10 protein-coding genes and 1 riboswitch are annotated in these 20751 nt (G+C 50.2%); of the genes, 5 read left to right on the forward strand and 5 right to left on the reverse strand.

Going from position 1 to position 20751, the window contains the following annotated elements:
* Positions 1-135: 135 nt before the first annotated feature.
* Positions 136-2961 (reverse strand): glycoside hydrolase family 2 protein, encoded by a 2826-nt coding sequence (locus ACKPCE_RS13415; RefSeq protein ID WP_319505977.1) that lies wholly within the window; start codon positions 2959-2961, stop codon positions 136-138.
* A 215-nt stretch (positions 2962-3176) separates the two neighbouring features.
* Here ACKPCE_RS13415 and ACKPCE_RS13420 point away from each other — a divergent pair, with 215 nt between their 5' ends.
* Positions 3177-3311, forward strand: coding sequence for a hypothetical protein (locus ACKPCE_RS13420; RefSeq protein WP_276962354.1), 135 nt, complete (start codon positions 3177-3179; stop codon positions 3309-3311).
* Between the two features lie 81 nt (positions 3312-3392).
* A complete protein-coding gene (locus ACKPCE_RS13425; protein ID WP_319505557.1) occupies positions 3393-3944 on the forward strand; it encodes a hypothetical protein in 552 nt (183 codons plus the stop codon).
* 108 nt (positions 3945-4052) lie between these two features.
* Here ACKPCE_RS13425 and ACKPCE_RS13430 read toward each other — a convergent pair whose 3' ends face one another.
* The 3 genes from ACKPCE_RS13430 to ACKPCE_RS13445 form a co-directional block, all read right to left on the reverse strand.
* Positions 4053-7304 (reverse strand): glycoside hydrolase family 2 TIM barrel-domain containing protein, encoded by a 3252-nt coding sequence (locus ACKPCE_RS13430; RefSeq protein WP_319505558.1) that lies wholly within the window; start codon positions 7302-7304, stop codon positions 4053-4055.
* A gap of 30 nt (positions 7305-7334) precedes the next feature.
* Positions 7335-11597: a beta-d-glucuronidase/beta-L-arabinofuranosidase gene (locus ACKPCE_RS13440; RefSeq protein WP_319505559.1), complete on the reverse strand. Its 4263-nt coding sequence runs from the start codon at positions 11595-11597 to the stop codon at positions 7335-7337.
* Positions 11598-11689: 92 nt separating this feature from the next.
* Positions 11690-14386 (reverse strand): alpha-d-galacturonidase, encoded by a 2697-nt coding sequence (locus ACKPCE_RS13445; RefSeq protein WP_319505560.1) that lies wholly within the window; start codon positions 14384-14386, stop codon positions 11690-11692.
* 169 nt (positions 14387-14555) lie between these two features.
* Here ACKPCE_RS13445 and ACKPCE_RS13450 point away from each other — a divergent pair, with 169 nt between their 5' ends.
* Together ACKPCE_RS13450 and ACKPCE_RS13455 are read left to right on the forward strand one after the other, a co-directional pair.
* Entirely contained in the window at positions 14556-15536 is a 981-nt protein-coding gene (locus tag ACKPCE_RS13450) for a YjgN family protein (protein ID WP_276962347.1), read from the forward strand.
* Positions 15536-16597, forward strand: coding sequence for a M48 family metallopeptidase (locus tag ACKPCE_RS13455; RefSeq protein ID WP_319505561.1), 1062 nt, complete (start codon positions 15536-15538; stop codon positions 16595-16597). Before ACKPCE_RS13450 ends, ACKPCE_RS13455 begins: the two co-directional genes overlap by 1 nt.
* Positions 16598-16672: 75 nt before the next feature.
* Here the strand turns inward: ACKPCE_RS13455 and ACKPCE_RS13460 are convergent, their stop codons facing one another.
* Positions 16673-17797 (reverse strand): linear amide C-N hydrolase, encoded by a 1125-nt coding sequence (locus ACKPCE_RS13460; RefSeq protein WP_319505562.1) that lies wholly within the window; start codon positions 17795-17797, stop codon positions 16673-16675.
* A gap of 153 nt (positions 17798-17950) precedes the next feature.
* Positions 17951-18165: riboswitch (cobalamin riboswitch) on the forward strand.
* Between the two features lie 60 nt (positions 18166-18225).
* On the opposite strand from ACKPCE_RS13460, the gene ACKPCE_RS13465 reads away from it, so the two are divergent.
* On the forward strand, positions 18226-20745 hold the full coding sequence (locus ACKPCE_RS13465; RefSeq protein WP_319505563.1) for a ribonucleoside-diphosphate reductase subunit alpha: 2520 nt from the start codon (positions 18226-18228) through the stop codon (positions 20743-20745).
* Positions 20746-20751 lie beyond the last annotated feature (6 nt).

A 20751-nucleotide genomic window follows, 5' to 3' on the forward strand; every position in this document is an offset into this window, starting at 1 on the left:
GTATATAGCTACTGAGTTGTGAGCTATATACCTCAATGTATGTAAGCTATATAGCCCGCAAGCCGCAGCTATATACCTGATGATTGATCATCTATATACCTCACGAGCAGTGAGCTATATAGATGAAGTGATGATTTAGTTTGCTTGGAAGCGAAGTACTATTTGTCCCTGTTGCGCTCCACTAACCCAACGGGGTTGTGACGACGGACCGCAAAGGTCGGTTGCATTCACTTTGTTACGCACAGCCGGGATCACGTTGAGCAGAGATATTCCGCTTTCGGGCAGTGTATAGAGCAAACGATCGCGACCATCGCGTGGTTGATACACTCCCACATACGCATCCGGTGTGTGGTTGGTGATGCTGATCACGCCTTCGCGGGTGCGGATGTTCATCCATGAAACGTTAGCAAAGTAACCTTTGAACTCAGGATAAGTAAAGCTCTCACCAGGCACGGGATCGTTGTAATCATTCTCCCACAAGTTGTATTGCGGACCGTGCAAGCGGTTTTGCCACACCCGGTACGGACCGTCGCCCAACCATTGCTTGCTCAGCACCTTTTCTTCGGGATAGTCAAAACAGATACCCATCAAATCGACTACACCACTGAAGTTATACGTATAATCGAGCACCAGTGTACCATCGGCCAGCACACTCCACTGTGCTTTGTCCAGGTTGCCTAACTTATAATTGGCTGTTACCACCAGCACACCCGACTCCTGTTTCACGTCGAATCCGGTGAAGCGGGCTGCGTCTGTAAACTCCGTATACGTGCGGTCTTTCTCTTTCGCTTTCTCATCGTCGTGGTTGTAGAACTGATCCAACGAACGGTCGGCACGACGTGCGCCGATGAAACGCGGACCATTGGCAAAGCTCATCAGCTTGCTACCCAGTTTCACCTGCTTCAGCTGTCCGTCTTTCTTGCAGAACGTATATTCCTTGTCGCCCACCTTCACAGTCAGCGCTTCGGCCGTTTCCGAGTACGTAGCAGCCGATGCCTTTTGCGGGTCAACACCTGCAGCAGCCACACTGCTGTTATCCAATTTAAAGCTCCAGGTAAATAACTCCTTACCGTAAGCGTCTATTGCCGTAAGCAGCAACGCATCGGCATCTTTCACCGCCGGAGCAATCTGCAACGTTCCCGCAGCATGCGGTGCCACATTGCTTCCTTTCGCCTCGCCACTTTTCAGCACCTTTACTGCTTTTTGCGCATCCGTAGCTTGTGGGAAACGAACGTATTTCCAAGCAAAAGTACAAGTATTCAGGTTCAGAAAATCGTAACGGTTCTCCACTTGAAGTACCCCATCGAAAGCAGTAGTCAGCTTCGTGTTCATCACCTGAACCGGATTCCATATCTGTTTAATGGTGAAGTAGCTACCCTCCTTTTCATGATGAGGTCCAACAATTCCATCGGCACCAAAATTACCTTGATTATCGATGAAGTTATTCATGTCGACACGCTTCACCCCTTCGTCGGCCAGCACCCAAAGGAAGCCACCGATGCAACGCGGATGCTTGCGCATCATTTCCCAGTAATCCCACAAACCGGCACCGTGACCACCGTCATACAAACCGTGAAGGAATTCTGTAGGCATAAAGATTTCGGGCAGACGCATGTACTCCTGGCTCTCACCGTAAGAACGGTAGTGCATGGTTTCAAATCCGCCAAAATTACCCTGCGGATGTATAACCGGACGCTTTTGCGGATCGTGCTTGTGGAACTCACCATCCAGTTCGGTATTCCAGCCTTTCTCGTTTCCGTTGCTCCACCAGATAACCGACGGATGATTCACGTCACGTTCCACCATGCTCTTAATCAGCTTCACACCGGTGGGCGTATCGTATTTGCCATGCCAGCCACCCAGCTCACTCATCACGTAAAGTCCCAATGAGTCGCAAGCCTGAAGAAATTCAGGATCGGCCGGATAGTGCGACAAGCGCACCGAGTTCATATTCATGTCTTTAATCAGCAGCACATCTTCTATGTTCTTGGCTTTGCTCAGCGTGCGCCCAGTTTCCGGACGGAAGCTGTGACGGTTCACCCCGCGGATGTTTACCCGCACCCCGTTGATGTACATTCCATCGCTCTCCTTCACCTCGATGGTGCGGAAACCAAACGATTTCGTTTCACGGTGCAGCACACTACCATCTGCTGCCAGCAATGAAAACTCAGCCTTGTATAAGTTAGGCGTTTCAGCGCTCCACAACAAAGGTTTCTGCACACGGGCAGTCACCGTGGTCCAGTCGCCCCCTGCCTTAACAGGAGTCACCTCTTCGGCCACCTTTTTGCCTTTGGCATCGAAAATTACAGTACGCACCTTGGTGTTGGCAGCAGCCATATTGAGATAGCAGTCGGTCACAAACGCGCCATCGGCTGTAGCGTTGATAGCTACCCTGCTGATGTTCACAGCTGGTCTTACTTCAAGGAATACCGGACGGAAAATACCTCCGAAGTTCCAATAGTCGGCTCTGCGCTCGGCCAAATTCACACCGGCATTCTCGCTCTCCTTGCTCACGGTTACCTCCAGCAAGTTTTTCTTTCCGTATTTCAGCAGATCCGTTACGTTGTAAGTAAAACGATAGAACGCTCCCTGGTGCTTGCTTCCGGCTTTGCGTCCGTTCACCTTCACTTCCGTGTCGGTCATGGAAGCCTCGAACACCAGTTCAACTGCGTTTCCGCGCCATTGAGCCGGCACATCGAACTCATATTTGTACATACCCTTTTCATCGGCAATGCCCTCAGGAAAGGGTTTCCCGTAGAAACCTATTCCATATTGGAACTTACCGAACCCCTGCAATTCCCAGCAAGAAGGTACCCCTATTTTCGTCCATTTGTTGGAGTTACGACCATCGGTACAAAAGAAATCCCATTGCACCATGTCATCACTGCCCGTACCGGAAAGGTAATGTCTTGTTGTAACCGGTACCTTCGTTTGCGCCCCCAGCGAAGCGGTACACGCCATCCATAGCGACAGAGCCGAGAATAAACGGCTCCATTTCAATCGTCTCATCATTATATTTCGAATATTTGTTATATCTATAGCTACTCATTAAGACGCAGCAAGCAGGTATTTGTACCCACAAAACACGCATTTATGGCATTATTTGTTTACCTTTGCCGAGCCATGTTCTCACCAACTGGTGTGCATGCAATGACCCATTAAAACAAAAAGAAAAGATGAATAACAGCTCCGAAAAACCCAAGCGTGAAATTCCCCGTAAGAATGGCAAAAAAGTGCAACCAACCGGCAAGCGCATCGGGAAGTCGCGTCCCAACAAAGCCAATAACCAGTTGAACCGCAGAGTAAAATAATTACCTGAAAGTAGGTATTTGTCCTACAAGGAAAGAAGCTTATCTTTGCAAGCCTAATATCAAACCATAAATCATTGACAAATGAGAATTAAATTAAGCTTGCTATTCGCAATTCTATCCTTTTCATGGGCTACAGCCCAAGATACCCTTACAGGTGATGTAAAGTCTTTCGGATTAATGAAAGCCGGAGCTACACAAAAAGCCCTGTACTTAGGCGACTCGTCAGAACAAGCCCTGAAGATTTTAGGGAAACCAACTCAAACGGAAACCCTTTATTCCGAAGTAGATGATGCCATGATGGAGGTGTGGACTTACCACCAAAGCAAACTCTACTTTCTAAAAAATGCGTTGAAAGACTTCACCATTTCCGATACCCATTTATGGGTAGGCAAGGCACGAGGAGAAACCTTTAAAATAGGTGACAAGCTATTGATGCAGCGCAATGGCAACACAAAAACAGCTCTGTTTTACCATTATCCGGTAACTATTGAAAAAGGAAGATCCAGAAACATAGAATATACTGAAAGCTGTGCCATTACCTTTACGATTAATGGCCATTGGTGTGAGAACTTCATTGAATTGTTATTTAAAAACGGTGTGCTGATAAACGTAGGAACGTTTACACCTGCCTAAAATAAAACAAAAAAAGTCCGCCTCAGAAATGAACCCGTAGCCGGCGTTCTCTTCTGAGGCGGATTTATTTTTATAGATCAGCGCAGCCCACGCATGCGGGCTACGGAATTATTTCACCTTCTGAAAGCGTACATGCAAGGTGTGCGGTACCTTTTCAATGGCATACTTCTTCAGTACACCGGGACCACAACTGCTGTTGCCCAGTCCGAGTACAGCCGCATCCAGATTCAAGATTACTTCCTGACGGGGTTTCAAGTCGCAATCGTGAGCCGTACCCGCCAAATCCTGCGCGGTAAAATGCAGTGCCGAAGCAGCAAACAGCTTTCCTACAGCCTCTACCTGTATGCCCTGCCCTTTGGCATCTGTGAGCCGCAAGTAGCGCACCTCTTCCTTGTTGCCACTCTCTTGCGGACGAGGATATGGGGTGTACTGTGCAGCCACCTTGTCGTTCCAAAGACCGATAGTCTCCGCTGTTTTACGATCCGGATAGCTGTCGAGCGGTCCCCTGCCGTACCATGCAAAGTTTTCGTATCCGGCTGCAATTGCCATGCTGACTCCCAGACGGGGCAATTCGGGCAGTTCCCCTTCCGGAGTAAAAGTAGCCTTCACATCCAGCTGTCCCTGTGCCGTAACGGTGTAAACGGTAGCAGTTACCACGCTTCCGCGGTTGTATTTGTTTTCGGTCACCGCTTCAACCACCAAGGCTCCATCGGCACGCAGATGGTGTGCAAACGAGCGTAAAGCGTGTTGCGGCGTACTGAGTCCGTGTTGCTCCCAATCTTTAGCTAGCCAGTTGCCAAATCCTTTATCGTTATCGGTCGGTGCACGAAACGCTTGTGTGTACAACCCCTGTGCCAGCATCTCTTTCCCGTTGTAGCAAAGCGAAACCAATTGGCCGTTGGTGGTATTCCACCCCGCAGAAAAACCTTTTGTCTTCGCTGTGAGGAGTGAATCATTCGCTTCCTCTACCAGCAGTTTCCCTTTGTTGAGAAGCTGTGCCGAAGCGGTGTCACCGGCTTGCAAGCAGAACTGCTCCCAGCTAACCTCGTGCCCGGCTTTGGCCCATGTGCAATCATTGCGTAACACCACACGCACCAGCAAACGAACATCACTGCCCTGAGGAGCAGCAAACCCGCTGATAACCGCAGGAAGCGTAACCGTAGCCGTGCTACCCGGCTCTAACTGCGGCAACGCCAGTTCACCTTGTTTCTTTACCTTGCCGTCAACGCTGATGCTCCACAAACAGCGATAGCCTTCCATGCCGATGTGGTGGTTGTGATTGGTAACCAGCAATTCACTGTTGTCTTTCAACGACAGGTAAACCGGAGCATATACCTTTTTCACTTCCATGTACTTGGGCGTAATTTCCCGGTCGCTGCGTACCACCCCGTTGAAGCAGAATGCTTTCAGGTTGGGCACGTCACCAAAATCACCACCATAGGCTACCATGGTTCGACCATCGGGTCGTTTTTTGTAGATACCCTGATCCACCCAATCCCAGATGAAGCCGCCCACCATACGCGGGTGACTGTATATTTCTTCCCAATACTCCTTGAAGTTACCCAACGCGTTGCCCATGCAATGAGCATACTCGCTGGTCAGTACCGGACGGTTATCATTCGTGCGTTGTGCTATGCTGAGCAGGCGTTCCCAACGAGCATTTTCCGCACGTTCCTTATCGGCTCCTTCGGCTATGCCTGGGTTGAGATACTCCTGTTGCACACGCGGATAAAAACGACTGATCACATCTACCGTAGCCGGATCGGGTTCACCGTCGACTCCCTGTGCACCTTCGTAGTGTATCGGACGAGTGGGATCAAAATCGCGCAACCATGCTGAGATAGCAGCAAAGTTGGGTCCGTAACCGCTTTCGTTACCCATGCTCCACATAATAACAGACGGATGATTCTTATCGCGTTCAGCCATGCGTACTGCCCTATCCAGAAACGCCGCATGCCAGTCGGGTGTGCTAGCCAACGTACCCCGCAAACCATGTTCCTCAATATCGGCCTCGTCCATCACATAAAGCCCCAGACTGTCGCACAATTCATACCAACGGGTTACATTGGGGTAATGACTGGTACGCACCGCATTCACATTGGCCTGTTTCATCAGCAAAATATCTTGCAGCATGCGCTCTTCACTCATCACACGTGCCGTAAGCGGATCGTGCTCGTGGCGGTTCACCCCGCGGAAGCGGATGGGTTTACCGTTGACCAGCAACAAGCCATTCTTCACCTCCACCTTGCGGAAACCCACCTGCGTGCGCACCTGCTCACGAGTCACCTCGTTGCTGTCGTTCAAACACAGATACAAGCTATACAGGTTAGGCGTTTCGGCTGTCCACTTCAACGGATTCTTCACCTCCATGCTGATGCGTCCCGTCTTACGAGGTCCCCGTTGCGGAAACCATTCGTTCATGACAGATGCCTTGTGATCCAGATCGAGAATAGGCTCCGCATCTGCCCAAGCAGAAGAGATCACACGACCATTCGCATCTTCCAAACGGGCAACCACCCGGTAACCCTTGCCCCGTTCGCTACCAAATACCGCCAGCTCCGGATCAACCTGAAGCGTGGCATCGGTGTAGCTGTCATCGAGCTGCGTACGCACCGAAAAATCACTGATGCGTACATCTGGCGTGTGAAACAGCGTAATGCTGCGGTGAATGCCTCCGAAGCGCCAGAAATCCTGATCTTCCAGGTACGAACCATCACTATATTTGTACACCTCCACAGCAATGAGGTTTTTATCTTTGTTCAGGTAACGGGTAACGTTAAATTCGCTGGGCTCCATGCTGCCCTGACTGTAACCAACCAAGGCTCCGTTTATCCAAACATAAAAAGCACTCATGGCACCATCGAAACGAAGGAACGTTTGTCCGCTGCCCTGCCAGTGAGCCGGACAAGCAAATTCTCTTCTGTACTGCCCCACCGGGTTGCGTTCAACAAACGTGGTGTACGTCTTCTTCGGCTCGCTCATAACCCGCGGAGGATCAATGCGGAACGGATAACCTGCCGAAACATAAATGGGTGTTCCGTAACCGTTATTCTCCCAATTGGCAGGCACCTGAAAGTCCGTCCACGAAGAATCGTTGAACGGCAAGCGGTAGAAATCCTTCACCCGCCCCTGAGGTGTTGGTGACCAGTGGAACTTCCAAGTACCGTTGAGCGATAAAAGACGGTCGCCCGCCTTTTTATCGTACCCAAAGAAAGCAGCCCTTGCAGGCTCCCTGTTTATTTGCAACACATGATGATTCTCCCAGTCGGCTGTCCGCCCCGAATCATCGGGCACTTGTGCGCCGGCCACACTGCCCAGCACACAGCAAACGCCCCATATTGTATAAGCTAATTTCCTCATTTTATACTCATTCGTCTTAATCGTTACACCTTATTGCACATCGAGCGCATCCAGCCACAACCCGTTCATATCAGGCGAAGAAAGGATCACCCTATAATGCCCTGCGTTGATGAACGTACCCGTTGTGGTGCTCATCAGCCTCCATTTCTCGGGTGCTTCGGAGAATGAAATCTCATCATCCTTCAGCACCGTACCGTTGGCCGCTACAAACTGTAAACGCACAGTTTTCGGTTTCCCGCTGGTATTCATATACTTGAAACGAAGCGCGTACACCTGCGCCAGTCCGGTAGACACATTCCACTCAATACTACCCGCCTTAGCCTTGTTGAAACGAATGCCTGTTTGCTTGCGGTGCTCCACCTTCGTGAAAGCCCCTTTGCATTTGGCCGATTCAGCTTCGTAAGTAGCCGTAGCACGCACATTCAGGTCTTCGGGTAACATCTCTTTGGGTGTTTTGACCAATGTATCCGCATCGGCAGCAGCCCAGCTCCACGTAGCAGCCTGACGACTGTTCTCGAGCAGCGTAGCACTCACCTGTGCTGGTACAGCTTCACCGGCACCCATGCGGGCAACAGCAATGGCAGAGATCACCGCCTGTCCGGCTTTCACTTCGGGAAAGTCAATGACCAGTTTGCCATCCTTCACCTCCGCTTCCACTACCCTTTTCAAAGCAGCATCGTGTCCGGCTTCCGCCCAGATATCCAAATCATCAATCATCGTATGGCCGTTCACCGCCACATCAAAGATGCGCAGTCCCTCGCAATCCGTTTTCTCACTGCCACCCGTTCCATGCCAAGGCTCTACAAAATAGAGCTCCACACGGTACTTACCGTTGGGCAAGGGGAATTGATACGCCAGCTTGTGCCTTCCGAAACGGAAATGCTGCAACAGCGACCAGTCACGCACTCCCTTAATAGGATCGTTTGTTTTCCGCTGACTAGCCAGGTAAGGATCCAGCCCCTCAAAATCGGCAGCCCAGCTACGCGACACACTGCTGTTGTCCGGCATCCACAGCTGACCGTATTCATCTTTGTATTCGTCGCCACCGCAATTCACACGATACAGATACTCATATCCCTGAGCACCCTTGAGCAGTGCACCATACTTCTCATTATCCTGGTACAACGCATCAAAACCGGGAGCTTTCTCCAGTCCGTTGAGCACAATCAAATCTTCGGCTACTGCCTTTCCTTGGAAGTAACCCACGGCACGAAGCACGTTGTAGCGAATATCACGGTGTTCCCACATAAAATGCGTTCCCACCCCGTTGTTCTTCTTACGACCCAGGAAAGCCTGATTGCCCGCATCGTTGTACAACAACACCGAGTCACAATTGCTATACACCTCAATGGTAGTACGTCTGCGACCCGTCTGTGCAAAACGGTTGGGCCACGTGTGCGACACCAGATACACCATCGGATCTTTCGCAGCAGGCACATAGTTGGCACGATACATGTAATACACATCCAGCGGTTCCTCCCACGGAGTGACTAACCCCTTGTAGTTAAACGGTCCCACCTTGTCGACCTTGCGGTAAGCCTCATCGGGCTGACGGCGTCCCGGGTTATCGTGACTGCTGTAAATCCACTGAAACTGTCCGCACACACTATCCTTAGCCTGTTCCGCCTTACGGATTTTCATCTCCATGAGCTGACACATGCGGTCTTCACTCCACACGCCGTCTTGCTGAAACGCACCCGGCTCCGTGTGCAAGTCAATGCTTCTCCACGCCCCGTACTCACCGTTCAGCAACTGATCCTTCTGCGCCAGTTCGCGGTTATAATTCTCCGGCTTTCCGCCATAGGTGCCGCTCCAGTTCTGCACCACATCCCAGTCGGTACCGCTACCCCCGTTGCACGTCGTAATTACACGCATGTTGCGGGCAGTAGGATCCATTTCGCGTATGATGTTGCTGCACTCCTCGGCAAAATCCTTGGGCAGCACACTCTCGTTTTGCAGTCCCCACATCACAACCGACGGAGAGTTTCTGCGCTCCTTCACCCACTGGCGAAGCAATTTCTTAAAGTTCTCGCGGAACTCCGGCGTGTCATACCACACGTGGGCCGACAGTTGAGTCCAGAACAAAACACCTTCTTCATCCCAATACCTCTGATAGTCGAGGTTATGAGGCTGGTGCGCATCACGGAAAGCATTGAAGCCCGCAGCCTTCATCTGCTTCACACGGGCAGCCACCTGCTCCTTGCTGAAAGCATGACTCTGCCCAAACTGGTGCTCGTACTCGCATACCCCATTCAGGAACACCGGTTTGTTGTTCAGATAGAAACGGCCGTCACCGTCGTTACGTTTCACCGGCCAGCTGATGGTACGAATACCAAAAGGCGTAGTCACCTCATCCGTAGTAGCTGTGCCCCGTTTAATCAGGGAAGCCAGACTATATAAATACGGATTCTCCACGCTCCACAGAGCAGGATTCTCTACCTGAGCCGATTGCTTAATCACCTTGGTTTCACCCGGAGCCAACACCACATCCTGTGCCAAGCGGAACGTCTGAAGACCATCGGCATTGCTGAGCTTGTTCACCACCTGGATGCTCTGCGACTGGTTGGTGTAGTTGCGCACTTCCGTTTCCACGAACACCGTCTGCGCCTTGTCGTCATTCCAGATGTGCACACCAAACGGTTCAATGCGTACCTCGTCGGTTACCTCGAGCACTACCGGACGGAAAATACCCAACGGCTGAGAGCCTTCGCTAAAGCCCCATTCCGACGAACAGCCACCGCACACCCAAGGCATGTCGGCAATCATATCGGGATGCTCTGCACGCACCACCAACTGATTCTCAGCACCCGGCTTCAAGGCATCGGTCACATCGAGCGTAAGCGTTGTGCGCCCCACCGGATGGCGACCATAATCCTTGCCGTTGAGCGTAATGGCAGCATACGTGCCCACCCCTTCGAAACGAAGGAAATAACGCTTGCCCGCTTTGGGTTGCGGAGCCGTAAATGTTTTCGTATAAAGAGCCGTACCGTGCAAGTTACCGTGAGTAAGCTGACGATAGCCGTAGTAATCATCCCAGTTGTGAGGTACGTTCACCGTTTTCCACGACAGAGCAGCCGTATTCACTTCCTGCTGAGCAGCCACATTTGCACCCTTTGCCTCAGGCAACAAAGCCGTTTGCCAGCCCGCATTCAAATCCACCAGTTCACGACGCCCTTTGACTTCCGGTTGTGGAAAACGCACCTCAGAGCGCCCCAGCGGTTTGCTCGTAGCCACCGCAATGCCACGCTGATCATCCTTGTTCACCGCACAATAAAAATGATACACCACCCCTTCGTGGTAAATCACATAACTCTTGTGCGCAAACAAATTATCATAGTTTTTAGAAGGAATGATCAGATCCTCCCCCTGCCAGTCGGTCCAGTGCACCAAGTCGTAACTGCACGCAAACGTATTGAACGCCTTGTACTTGCGTGAAGGTTCAAAGGCCGAGAAGTAAAACATCACGTACACATCACCCATCTTCTGAATGTGCGCATCGCCCGTGATGGTACCCTGCGATTCGTGTGCAAATACCGGATTGCCCTCGTAACGTTTCCACTTCTTCATGTCTTTAGAAAGCGCAATGCCCACCCTTTCCCCTTTCAGGTTCGTTTCAGGATGACGGCCACCGGCGTTGTAGAACATCACAAACGGATAACCCAGCGTTTTCTGCTTGTCCCAGTAAATGGTACTCTTGTATTGCGTTAGGTTCTCAAACCATTGCGCATCCTTGTCCTCCACAGAAAGCAGCGGTTTATCGGCAGCAGTCCACTCCACCGCCTTGCCCAGGTTCTTCTCTTTCGTCCACGACAAACCGATGTAAAGCGGTCCCGTTTCGTAGCCCGCATTGGCACCCCCGATGTACGTCATCCAGTAGTTACCCTTGTAAGGCTGCAACGCATAGCTTCCGCCCCACTCCGTATCGGGCAACGCCGGAAAGCCACCCCGCTGGTTGGCATCCCACATACCGTCACGAAAAGACAGCAGTTTCCCTTTGATATCCCAGTTCAGCAGATTATCACTCTCGGCCAGCCAAGTCTCGTATCCACGTCCGTCCTTACCGGTACGACCGTTGTAGATCACAAACGTCATGTACCATTTGTTGCCGTGGCGGAATACCGTGGGACAGTCCATCTTGTAATTGTTCGTCTGCGGTGCCAGTACCAGTCCGTACTTAAACGGCGTGCGCACCTGTTCGTAAATCTCCTGCATCTTTTTCTGCGGCACCTCCCGTTGAGCATGGAGCGCCAAGGCAAAGAAAGAGCAGAAAAGCAACCAACCAAATTTCTTCATAAACCTACTATTTATTGTAACGAAGGTGCACCTGCTTTACTAACCAGGCACACCCTCTATTCCTCTCTATTTAGTTATAAAAACATCATATCCTAATAGAACAACCAGTCCATTGTTTCCTCCGCACCGGCCAGCGCAGCATTGCGCGGCGTTATATCGGCACTGGTGAAACCGAACACCATCAAGTACCCTTTGGGCAGCAACAACTTGTGTTTGCCGGCAGGGAAATGATACGCATGCACATCGGCCAGAGGCATACCGTCAATGCGGATGGCATTGGTTAGCTTCGCTTCGGCCTGACCGTATTCGTTAGCAGCCGCATCCGTTTCCAACTTCGGCGCTTTGGCATACTTCTTCTGGTCATCACGGAAGTAACCCACCAACAGCTTCACCGGCTCTTTCGCCTCGAACTCGATGGTTGTACCTACCTCACGCTGCTTGTCGCCGTTGAACGTGAAAGCCTGCAAGCCCACCAACTCAGGAGCCAAGTCCTCTACAGCACCGGGAACGTTGCTAAACAGACGAACACCCTTGTCGAGTTTCACCAACGAAGCAGTACCGGCCAACTTCACATTGGCAGCAGGCAGTGCCTGAATGGTTTTTACTGTAGCTACCCCCTTGCCGTTGGCCCTGTCTTTCAACATTGCCAAATTGGCTTTAAAGTTAGTCAATTCCTTTTCATAATGTACCAACAACTCTTCCCAAGTTTTGTTTTTGCCATCGTCGCCACCAATGGGGATGCGACGTTGAGCCGTTTGCATGCTGTTGGCATAATAATAAGCATCCTTGGTCAGACTCACCAGCTTGCGGTAATGCTCCAAGCTCTGTTCCATCAACGGCACGGCAGCATCGAGGTTGGCCATGTCCTTACCCCACTGATAATCGAGTACCAGTTTGGCAGCCTTCACCTTGAGGTTGAAAGCATAGGCAAACTCACGGTAGCAATGCATGTCGTTGCGCAGGCGGTCGAACTCATCCTTGTTCTTACCGATGCTTGCTGCAGCACGATCAATAGCCGCAATGGCCTTGTCGCCATGCTCAATAACCTGTGCCACTATATCCAGCGGAAGTTCACCCACGTGTGGTTGCTTCTTCCATTCCTTCTCAACAAATTCAATAAGCTTCTCACCTTCGGGACCGCAGCTCTCGTAGAAGCCCGGATAGATGGTGTATTTATACGGATTCACCAGCTGACTCATGAACATACCCAGCAACAGTGTCTGGCGGTTACCCTCGGTGATACCGAAACGGCGAAGCAACTTCGGTGCAATTTCACCCGACTGCTCGTAAGCCTCCAATATGTTAGCTGCTGTATTGCTATCAGCACCGTAATACTCACCCAGTTCCTTCTTCCAGTAATCAACCTCATCGACACGGTCACGGCGGCAGTTCCACGCGTAGCGACCCCACACCTTATACCAAATCCAGTCACGATCCAGCTGATACTGACGCTTACCGTCTTTCAGCTTATCGGCCGTGTAAGGCCAGTCCCAGTAAGAAGCCTGCGGATAGAGGTGAAGTGCGTTGGCACCGTGCACATCGTGCATGGCCTGCACAGCCTTCTGCGTAAAGTCGGGCGATCCCCAACGGAACGGCTCCAGATTGGCTAAGATGTGCACGTTACTGATGTGAATACTACCCAGCGAGCTGAGATCCTTGTGAATTTGAGACCAAGGTCCGCGAGGCTCGTATGTAGTGAGCGACTCACCGTTGTACTTGTGCATGGTGTACAAGTTCTTATACAGAGGCAATGCCGCATCCATCACCCGTTTGCAGTCGGTGTCATGTGCACGCAACAATACAGGAGGTTCATCGGTACGGCCCAATGCTTTGAGTCCGTCTTTCACACCCGGAATAATGGTTTTGGTAAACCACTCCACATCATCTTCATACGTATCCATGGCTTCGCCCAGACACACCAACAAGCCCACGTTGGGGTACTTCTCGATGAATGCCGCAACCGACTTACGGGTGTAGTCACTGATGAGCGGCGTGATGGGACGGTTACGATCCTGCGTTTTCAGTCCGTAATGATCGGCAAACGGTTTCGACAGGATAATATTGTAGAACATCTGAATCACAAAGATACCGCGCTTGTCGGCCTCCTTGGTCAGGAACGAGAAGATCTCTTCGTTCTTTTTGAAGGTAGCCTCATCGACCTCCAGTGCAAACGGATATTCCTTGAGCTTCACCAGCGAAGCAAACGGGTGACCGTTCCACAAGTATAGCGTATTCATGCGGTTTTCCACCAACATGTCGAGGTACTTAATCCACTGCTCTTTGTCATAAAACCAAGGGAAGTTCTCGGGCGTATACGGATACTCGTACACACCGTGTCCCGGCAGGTAAGTCGTTTTCTGCAAGCCCACACATGCACCGCGCAACACCATTTCGGGAGCATCGGTTACCTGTTTGGGGAAATCGAGATTTTTGTTGCCGTTTACATGGTCAATCAGCTCGCGGCAGGCATAAATAACCCCGTTGCCATCAAAGCCGGTCAGCTCGGTGAGTTCGCCGGTTGTTTTTATACTGAAACCTTCTTTCTTCAGGTTTGCCTCATCATTCTTTTGATGAATAAAAATAGTTTTTCCCTTTACCTTTCCGGCAGATGCGGCTGTGTGCATCCGGACGTTGTATCCGGCTTCTTCGAGCGTAGTTTTGAGCTGTTCCGCGCCAAACTGCGCACGCACCGATGCATCGGGAGGAGTGATAATGTTTACAGTTGTTTTGCCGCATGCACAAAGTAAAAACACGCATGCGCCCAACAAGAGCCTTCTTAGGTTCGCCATTTCGTTATTGTTTAGATAATTAATGTTTCAGCTAAGAAGACGCAAAGAATGGTGCGTTGTACTCAATGTTTGCGGTGCAAACGGCAACATTTTACAAAAAAAACAAACGATTCCTGGTTCGTAATTAAATATTTTTGCCATATTTGCAAAAACTATTAAAATCATTTTTATGGAAGAAAACACTACTATTGCAGAGAACACACAACCATCTGTTACTAACTACTCACTAAATTTTCATGGAAAAGGAGGAGAATATTTCAGTATCGTCATTGTCAACTGGCTCCTCACAGTTATCACACTCGGCCTGTATTACCCTTGGGCCAAAGCACGGCAACTACAATACCTGTATGGTGCCACCGAACTGGAAGGCGATCGCTTCACGTTTCACGGCACCGGTAAGGAAATGTTCAAAGGATTCATCAAAGCTATTTTGATTTTTGCCATCATTTACGGCGGATTCTTTGCCCTGGCAGCAGCCGAGATGCCCATCTGGGCAGTTGTGTACCTCTATGCGGGACTCATCGCACTGATACCGCTGGCCATACACGGTTCTTACCGCTACCGCATGTCGCGCACCTCATGGAGGGGCATCCGCTTCGGTTATCGCGGGCAGAAAACAGAATTGATTCTCAACATGGCGAAATGGTTATTCCTTACCCTCATCACATTTGGTATTTACGGTGCCTGGATGGAGATGAACATGCGCAAATACGTATTGGAAAATGTACGCATGGGTAATGCCCGCTTTTTATACAAAGGCGAAGGCCTTGATTATTTGTTGCTCAATATTATAGGATACTTTCTTTCTATTATCACACTGGGCATTTACATTCCCTGGTGGTTGAATAAACTTTTCGCCTACTATGTGGACAACTTGGTGCTGTACAAAGACGATAAAGAGGTACGCATGAAATCTACCGCAACGGGTGGTGGTTTCTGGGGACTTTTCATCGTTAACCTGTTCATTCTCATCTTTACGCTCGGGCTGGGTTATGCCTTTGTGGTAACCCGCACCATGAATTACCTCGTTCAACACATTGAATTGGAGGGTGAGATTGACTTATCAGAGCTTCAGCAAACGGAAGATGCTTACACCGATGCAACGGGTGAGGATCTTTCGGATATGCTCGACATTGACTTTGTATTCTGATGATTGAAACCACAGCAACATACTTCGACGGCATCTCTTCCGTTGCGCATCCGGTAACCGTGATGCTCAACGAAGCAGATGCCTCGTTGCAGTTTACCACCCACACGGGTAAGAAAGAATGGCGCATAGCACTGGTTACCTACCACACCGTGGGCAACATGACCGAGCTGCACTGCCAGAATTCCATCATGGAGATTTTACAGCTACGTGACACCGCTTTTGTGAAGGAGCTGAAGCGTTTACGCCGGCGCTACGGACACAGTGACATCTACCACCGCCTTATCGATCTGGGTTGGAAGATACACTGCCTCATTGCAGTGGGAATCATTGCCCTGATTATCGTGTGCAATATTTTTGTACTGCCGTGGATGGCCGAGAAAACCGTGAACATGCTACCCGAAAGCTATGACAACCGCCTGGGCGACATGTACATCATGAAGTACATCAGTCCGGAAGAGGTTGACAGCGTAAAGACCGTACAGCTACAGCAGTTTGCCGCACTGATGAATTTCGGCAACAGCCGTCCGCTGCGCTTTACCTTGGTCAACTCCAGTGTGGTGAATGCCTACGCACTGCCCAACGGTGAAATTGTGGTGTACTCCGGATTGCTTGATGCCATGGACAGCTACGAGGAACTGGCCGGTGTATTGGCACACGAAGCCATGCACGTAAACCACCGCCACTCCATGAAGATGCTGGCGCGCGACTTGTCGGGCTACCTCTTCCTCTCCGCCGTGCTGAGTGATGTGAACGGCATCATGGGCGTCATCAGCCAGAACGTGCACACACTAAGCAGCCTCACCTACTCACGCGAGTTTGAAACCGAGGCCGACCGTGGTGCTGTGGAACTGCTCATTGCCAACCACATTGACCCCAACGGCATGACCAAGCTCTTGCTGCATTTGCAGAAGGAATCGTCGGGTTTCATGCCCCAGATACTGAGCACACACCCGCTCTCCGCTCACCGCATAACCAAGGTAGAGGAACTGAAAAAGGAACTATCCTATCAACCCAAAGAACAACCCTGGATGAAGACGATTTTTGAGACCATTAAAAAATAAAGGATACTACCACACAAGCATTCGCCTGGTAAGTGGCTTACACCACTCCGAAAATCAATTCGGAAGACAGAGAACTTACTGTGGAGTATTGAAATACGTTGAACGTACATAACGGTCTATATTCTGCTGAAGCGTTACAAAAGCTTCTCCGTTGGCAAACTCAGCATTCTCATAGCCAATAGGGAAACCTTTTGTAACATATTCCTTGTTTACCGAAAGAGTGAGCGGTGCAAACTGACTCAGTACCTCGCCAGTGAGCGGTGCGTTTATATCCAGAAACAAAGGAGTCTTGGCAGAAAAATCAATGGCCTTCATATCAATTGTCTTAACATCCTTGCTTGCGTCGGTACGAAACTGAATGTTGGTGTGAAGGACATCATAAATCAACTGCCACTCGCCACGACCAATGTTATTGAGCGCATTCCACGCATAAATGATGGGATCACCGTCTGCCTTTGCATTGTAAAACTTCATGTAGTGAGCGGCCTTCGTGTATCTTTCCGACCATTCAAGCTTAGTCTTAGTCATGTCGAATTCCTGCTCGCCACCAAAAGCCTTGTAAGCATTGAGCGTATTCAGTTCTTGTTGATAAGGTTTGTTGCATAAAACAGGTACAGGCATTGTTTTCCTTGTTGAAATAACGTACTTGCCGTCTATCAGCTCAACGGCAGCCGTGTTTCCCTTTTTATCACTCAGAAAGAAATGACTACCCGGAAACCCAGGCCACCAGTCGATAACAGGCGCTTCATTCAGGTGCGCCACCACTTCACCTACCGTAGCAAAATTATCGAGTTGGTACTGAATCCAGTGTCCCCAAAATAAGTTAACTTTTTTTTCATCAGCGATAGAGTACGTTTTAGCCAGATAAAGTTCTACAATAAACAATCCTTTTTCATTAATTCCGTAACACGGCATATCTACACCTAAAAGATTGAAGCTCACAGATCCGTAGCGTGAAGTCCACTTGGCTTGTTGTTCAGGTACTGGTGTTTCGGAAACCAGTTGTTTCCAACTCATGCCCGTCTTTTGCACCCCTCTGCCATTAATAACCACCATGCCCGGCATCGATTTCCAGTTCTCATTAAAGCCAATCACACTGTAACCCTTGCCGTTCAACAAAAAGGCAGAACAAGCCAGCGAAGTAAAGGGTGCCACAAAAGAAGTAAAGATTAGCAGTGCTAGTAAAGTAAATTGTTTCATTGTTATTAAATTAAAAAGATTAACTATCATCAACCACTGATGAATGACAAATATATATCTATTTAACCATAGCATCACTACCCGTCAAACAGTTATTTAGAATCTTTAAAGATTAATATGCATTCAGTTGTATCGAGATAAATAAGAATACGCTTATCTTTATCGCGAATTGGTTCCGCATAAGCATTCCTGCTATTCGGATTAAAAGGGAATCGGGTGTAAATCCTGAACAGTCCCGCTGCTGTGAAACTCTGTAAACTTTCCGATACAAACCTATTGCCACTGTATCATACCCTAGAAACGGATGAACGGGAAGGCGTCGGAAACGAGGAGTAAGTCAGAAGACCTGCCATTCATTAAAGGCTGTTTCCACTCGTGGGTTAGGGAATCAGAACGAAAAGATACACTAATTTATCTCAACGTATTTCATGCAAATAGTTAAGAGAAATGGGACAACGGAATCCTATAACAGAGAAAAAATAGCCGTTGCCATACAAAAAAGCTTTGCCAGCACCGGCAAGGCCACAACACATGATGTTGTTTATAGTCTGGTGAAAGAAGTAGAACTCTTTTTAGAGAACAATGAAGACAGTCGCCATGTGGAGCGCATTCAAGATGAGGTGGAACGTTGCTTGATGGAGCAAGGTTACTATGCCGAAGCCAAAAGCTACATCCTGTACCGCTGGCAGCGCACCGAACGTCGCAAAGCCCTCCAACAGATTGTTGACACTACGGCAGATGATACGCTGGCCGACCTGCTCAAAGAAATTCAGGCCGACTTCACCGCCAAGGAGTACTGCCTCACCGTGCTGGCCGAGAAGTTCACCGGCTTTTGCAAACCCGACATGAGTGCCGATGAACGGCTCAACGCCCTCATCAAAGCAGCGGTGGAACTGACCACCCAAGAGGCTCCCGACTGGGAGTTTATAGCTGCCCGCCTGTTAAACTTCTGCTTAGCAAAGAAACTGCACATACAAGCCGAGCTAGCGGGCATTCACAGTTTCTACGACAAGCTGCGTTACCTCACTGATCAGGGCTTGTATGGCAGCTACATATTAGAGTCTTATAGCCCTGCCGAAATAGAGGAAGCGGCTGCCTTTATGCGCATCGAGCGCGACAAGCTGTTCAACTACTCCGGCTTGGATCTGTTGGTGAAACGTTACCTCATCCGCACACACCACCACGAACCGATGGAATCCGTGCAAGAAATGTATCTGGGCATCGCCCTTCATCTGGCCATGCCCGAAACCAACCAACGACTGCTGTGGGTGCAACGATTTTACGACATACTCAGCCGGCTGGAAGTAACCATGGCAACCCCTACCCTGGCCAATGCCCGCAAACCCTACCACCAACTATCGAGCTGTTTCATAGACACCGTGCCCGACAGTCTGGAGGGCATTTACCGCAGCATAGACAACTTTGCCATGGTGAGCAAGTTTGGCGGAGGCATGGGACTTTACTTCGGCAAGGTACGTGCAGCAGGCGGCAGCATACGCGGGTTTAAAGGCGTAGCAGGCGGTGTAATCCGCTGGATTAAGCTGGTGAATGACACGGCTGTTGCGGTTGACCAGCTGGGCATACGTCAGGGAGCCGTAGCCGTGTATCTGGATGTGTGGCACAAAGACCTGCCCGAGTTCCTGCAACTACGCACCAACAACGGTGACGACCGCATGAAGGCGCACGACATTTTCCCTGCTGTGTGCTACTCCGACTTGTTCTGGAAGATGGTACGCCAAGACATGAACCAGCCGTGGCACCTGTTTTGTCCCAACGAAATAATGAGTGTCAAAGGCTATTGCCTGGAAGACTCCTACGGTGAAGAGTGGGAACGCAAATACCACGACTGCGTAAACGATCCGCGCCTGAGCAAACGTACCATAGTCATCAAAGACCTTGTGAGACTGATCCTGCGATCGTCTATTGAAACGGGAGCACCCTTTGCCTTCAACCGCGACACGGTGAACAGGGCCAACCCCAACAACCACCAAGGCATTATTTACTGCTCCAACCTGTGCACGGAGATAGCACAAAACATGTCGGCCATTGAAAGCATTTCCACCGAAATACGTACCGAAGACGGCGACACCGTGGTGGTAAAAACAGTACGCCCGGGCGACTTTGTGGTTTGCAACCTCGCCAGCTTGTCGCTAGGGCACCTACCTCTGGAAGACGAACAACAAATGCAAGACAAAATAGCCACCGTGGTACGTGCACTCGACAACGTGATAGACCTCAACTTCTACCCCGTTCCCTTTGCTCAGATAACCAATCAGCGATTCCGCAGCATCGGACTGGGCGTAAGCGGCTACCACCATGCACTAGCCATTCGTGGCATCCGTTGGGAAAGTGAGGAACACCTGCACTTTGCCGATACCGTTTTCGAGCGCATCAACTACGCCGCCATAACAGCAAGCACACAACTCGCCAAAGAAAAAGGAAAGTACGCCCATTTTGAAGGAAGCGACTGGCAAACCGGTGCTTATTTCACCAAGCGCAACTACCACTCACCCCAGTGGAACGAGCTGGCAGGCAAAGTAGCCGCACAAGGCATGCGCAACGCATACCTGCTGGCCATTGCACCCACCAGCAGCACCAGCATCATTGCCGGAACCACTGCCGGGACAGACCCCGTTATGCAACGCTTCTTCCTCGAAGAGAAGAAAGATGCCATGCTGCCCCGGGTAGCCCCTGCCCTGTCTGACAAGACCCATTGGCTATACAAAAGCGCCTACCAGATGGAGCAGTCGTGGAGCATACGTGCAGCCGGCGTGCGCCAACGGCACATCGATCAGGCACAAAGCATGAATCTCTACATCACCAACCAATTCACCTTGCGGCAATTGCTCGATTTGTACTTGCTGGCATGGGAGTGCAACGTAAAAACCTTGTATTATGTGCGCAGCAAATCACTTGAAGTAGAAGAGTGCGAAAGCTGTGCCTCTTAACCCGAT

Source organism: Bacteroides graminisolvens (assembly GCF_963666085.1).
Classification (GTDB): domain Bacteria; phylum Bacteroidota; class Bacteroidia; order Bacteroidales; family Bacteroidaceae; genus Bacteroides; species Bacteroides graminisolvens.

What these genes read in the sequence shown, in the direction of transcription:
- ACKPCE_RS13415 (WP_319505977.1), bottom strand. Translation starts at nt 2,961, where the DNA reads ATGGCGTGTACCGCTTCGCTGGGGGCGCAAACGAAGGTACCGGTTACA.
- ACKPCE_RS13420 (WP_276962354.1), top strand. Translation starts at nt 3,177, where the DNA reads ATGAATAACAGCTCCGAAAAACCCAAGCGTGAAATTCCCCGTAAGAAT.
- ACKPCE_RS13425 (WP_319505557.1), top strand. Translation starts at nt 3,393, where the DNA reads ATGAGAATTAAATTAAGCTTGCTATTCGCAATTCTATCCTTTTCATGG.
- ACKPCE_RS13430 (WP_319505558.1), bottom strand. Translation starts at nt 7,304, where the DNA reads ATGAGGAAATTAGCTTATACAATATGGGGCGTTTGCTGTGTGCTGGGC.
- ACKPCE_RS13440 (WP_319505559.1), bottom strand. Translation starts at nt 11,597, where the DNA reads ATGAAGAAATTTGGTTGGTTGCTTTTCTGCTCTTTCTTTGCCTTGGCG.
- ACKPCE_RS13445 (WP_319505560.1), bottom strand. Translation starts at nt 14,386, where the DNA reads ATGGCGAACCTAAGAAGGCTCTTGTTGGGCGCATGCGTGTTTTTACTT.
- ACKPCE_RS13450 (WP_276962347.1), top strand. Translation starts at nt 14,556, where the DNA reads ATGGAAGAAAACACTACTATTGCAGAGAACACACAACCATCTGTTACT.
- ACKPCE_RS13455 (WP_319505561.1), top strand. Translation starts at nt 15,536, where the DNA reads ATGATTGAAACCACAGCAACATACTTCGACGGCATCTCTTCCGTTGCG.
- ACKPCE_RS13460 (WP_319505562.1), bottom strand. Translation starts at nt 17,797, where the DNA reads ATGAAACAATTTACTTTACTAGCACTGCTAATCTTTACTTCTTTTGTG.
- ACKPCE_RS13465 (WP_319505563.1), top strand. Translation starts at nt 18,226, where the DNA reads ATGCAAATAGTTAAGAGAAATGGGACAACGGAATCCTATAACAGAGAA.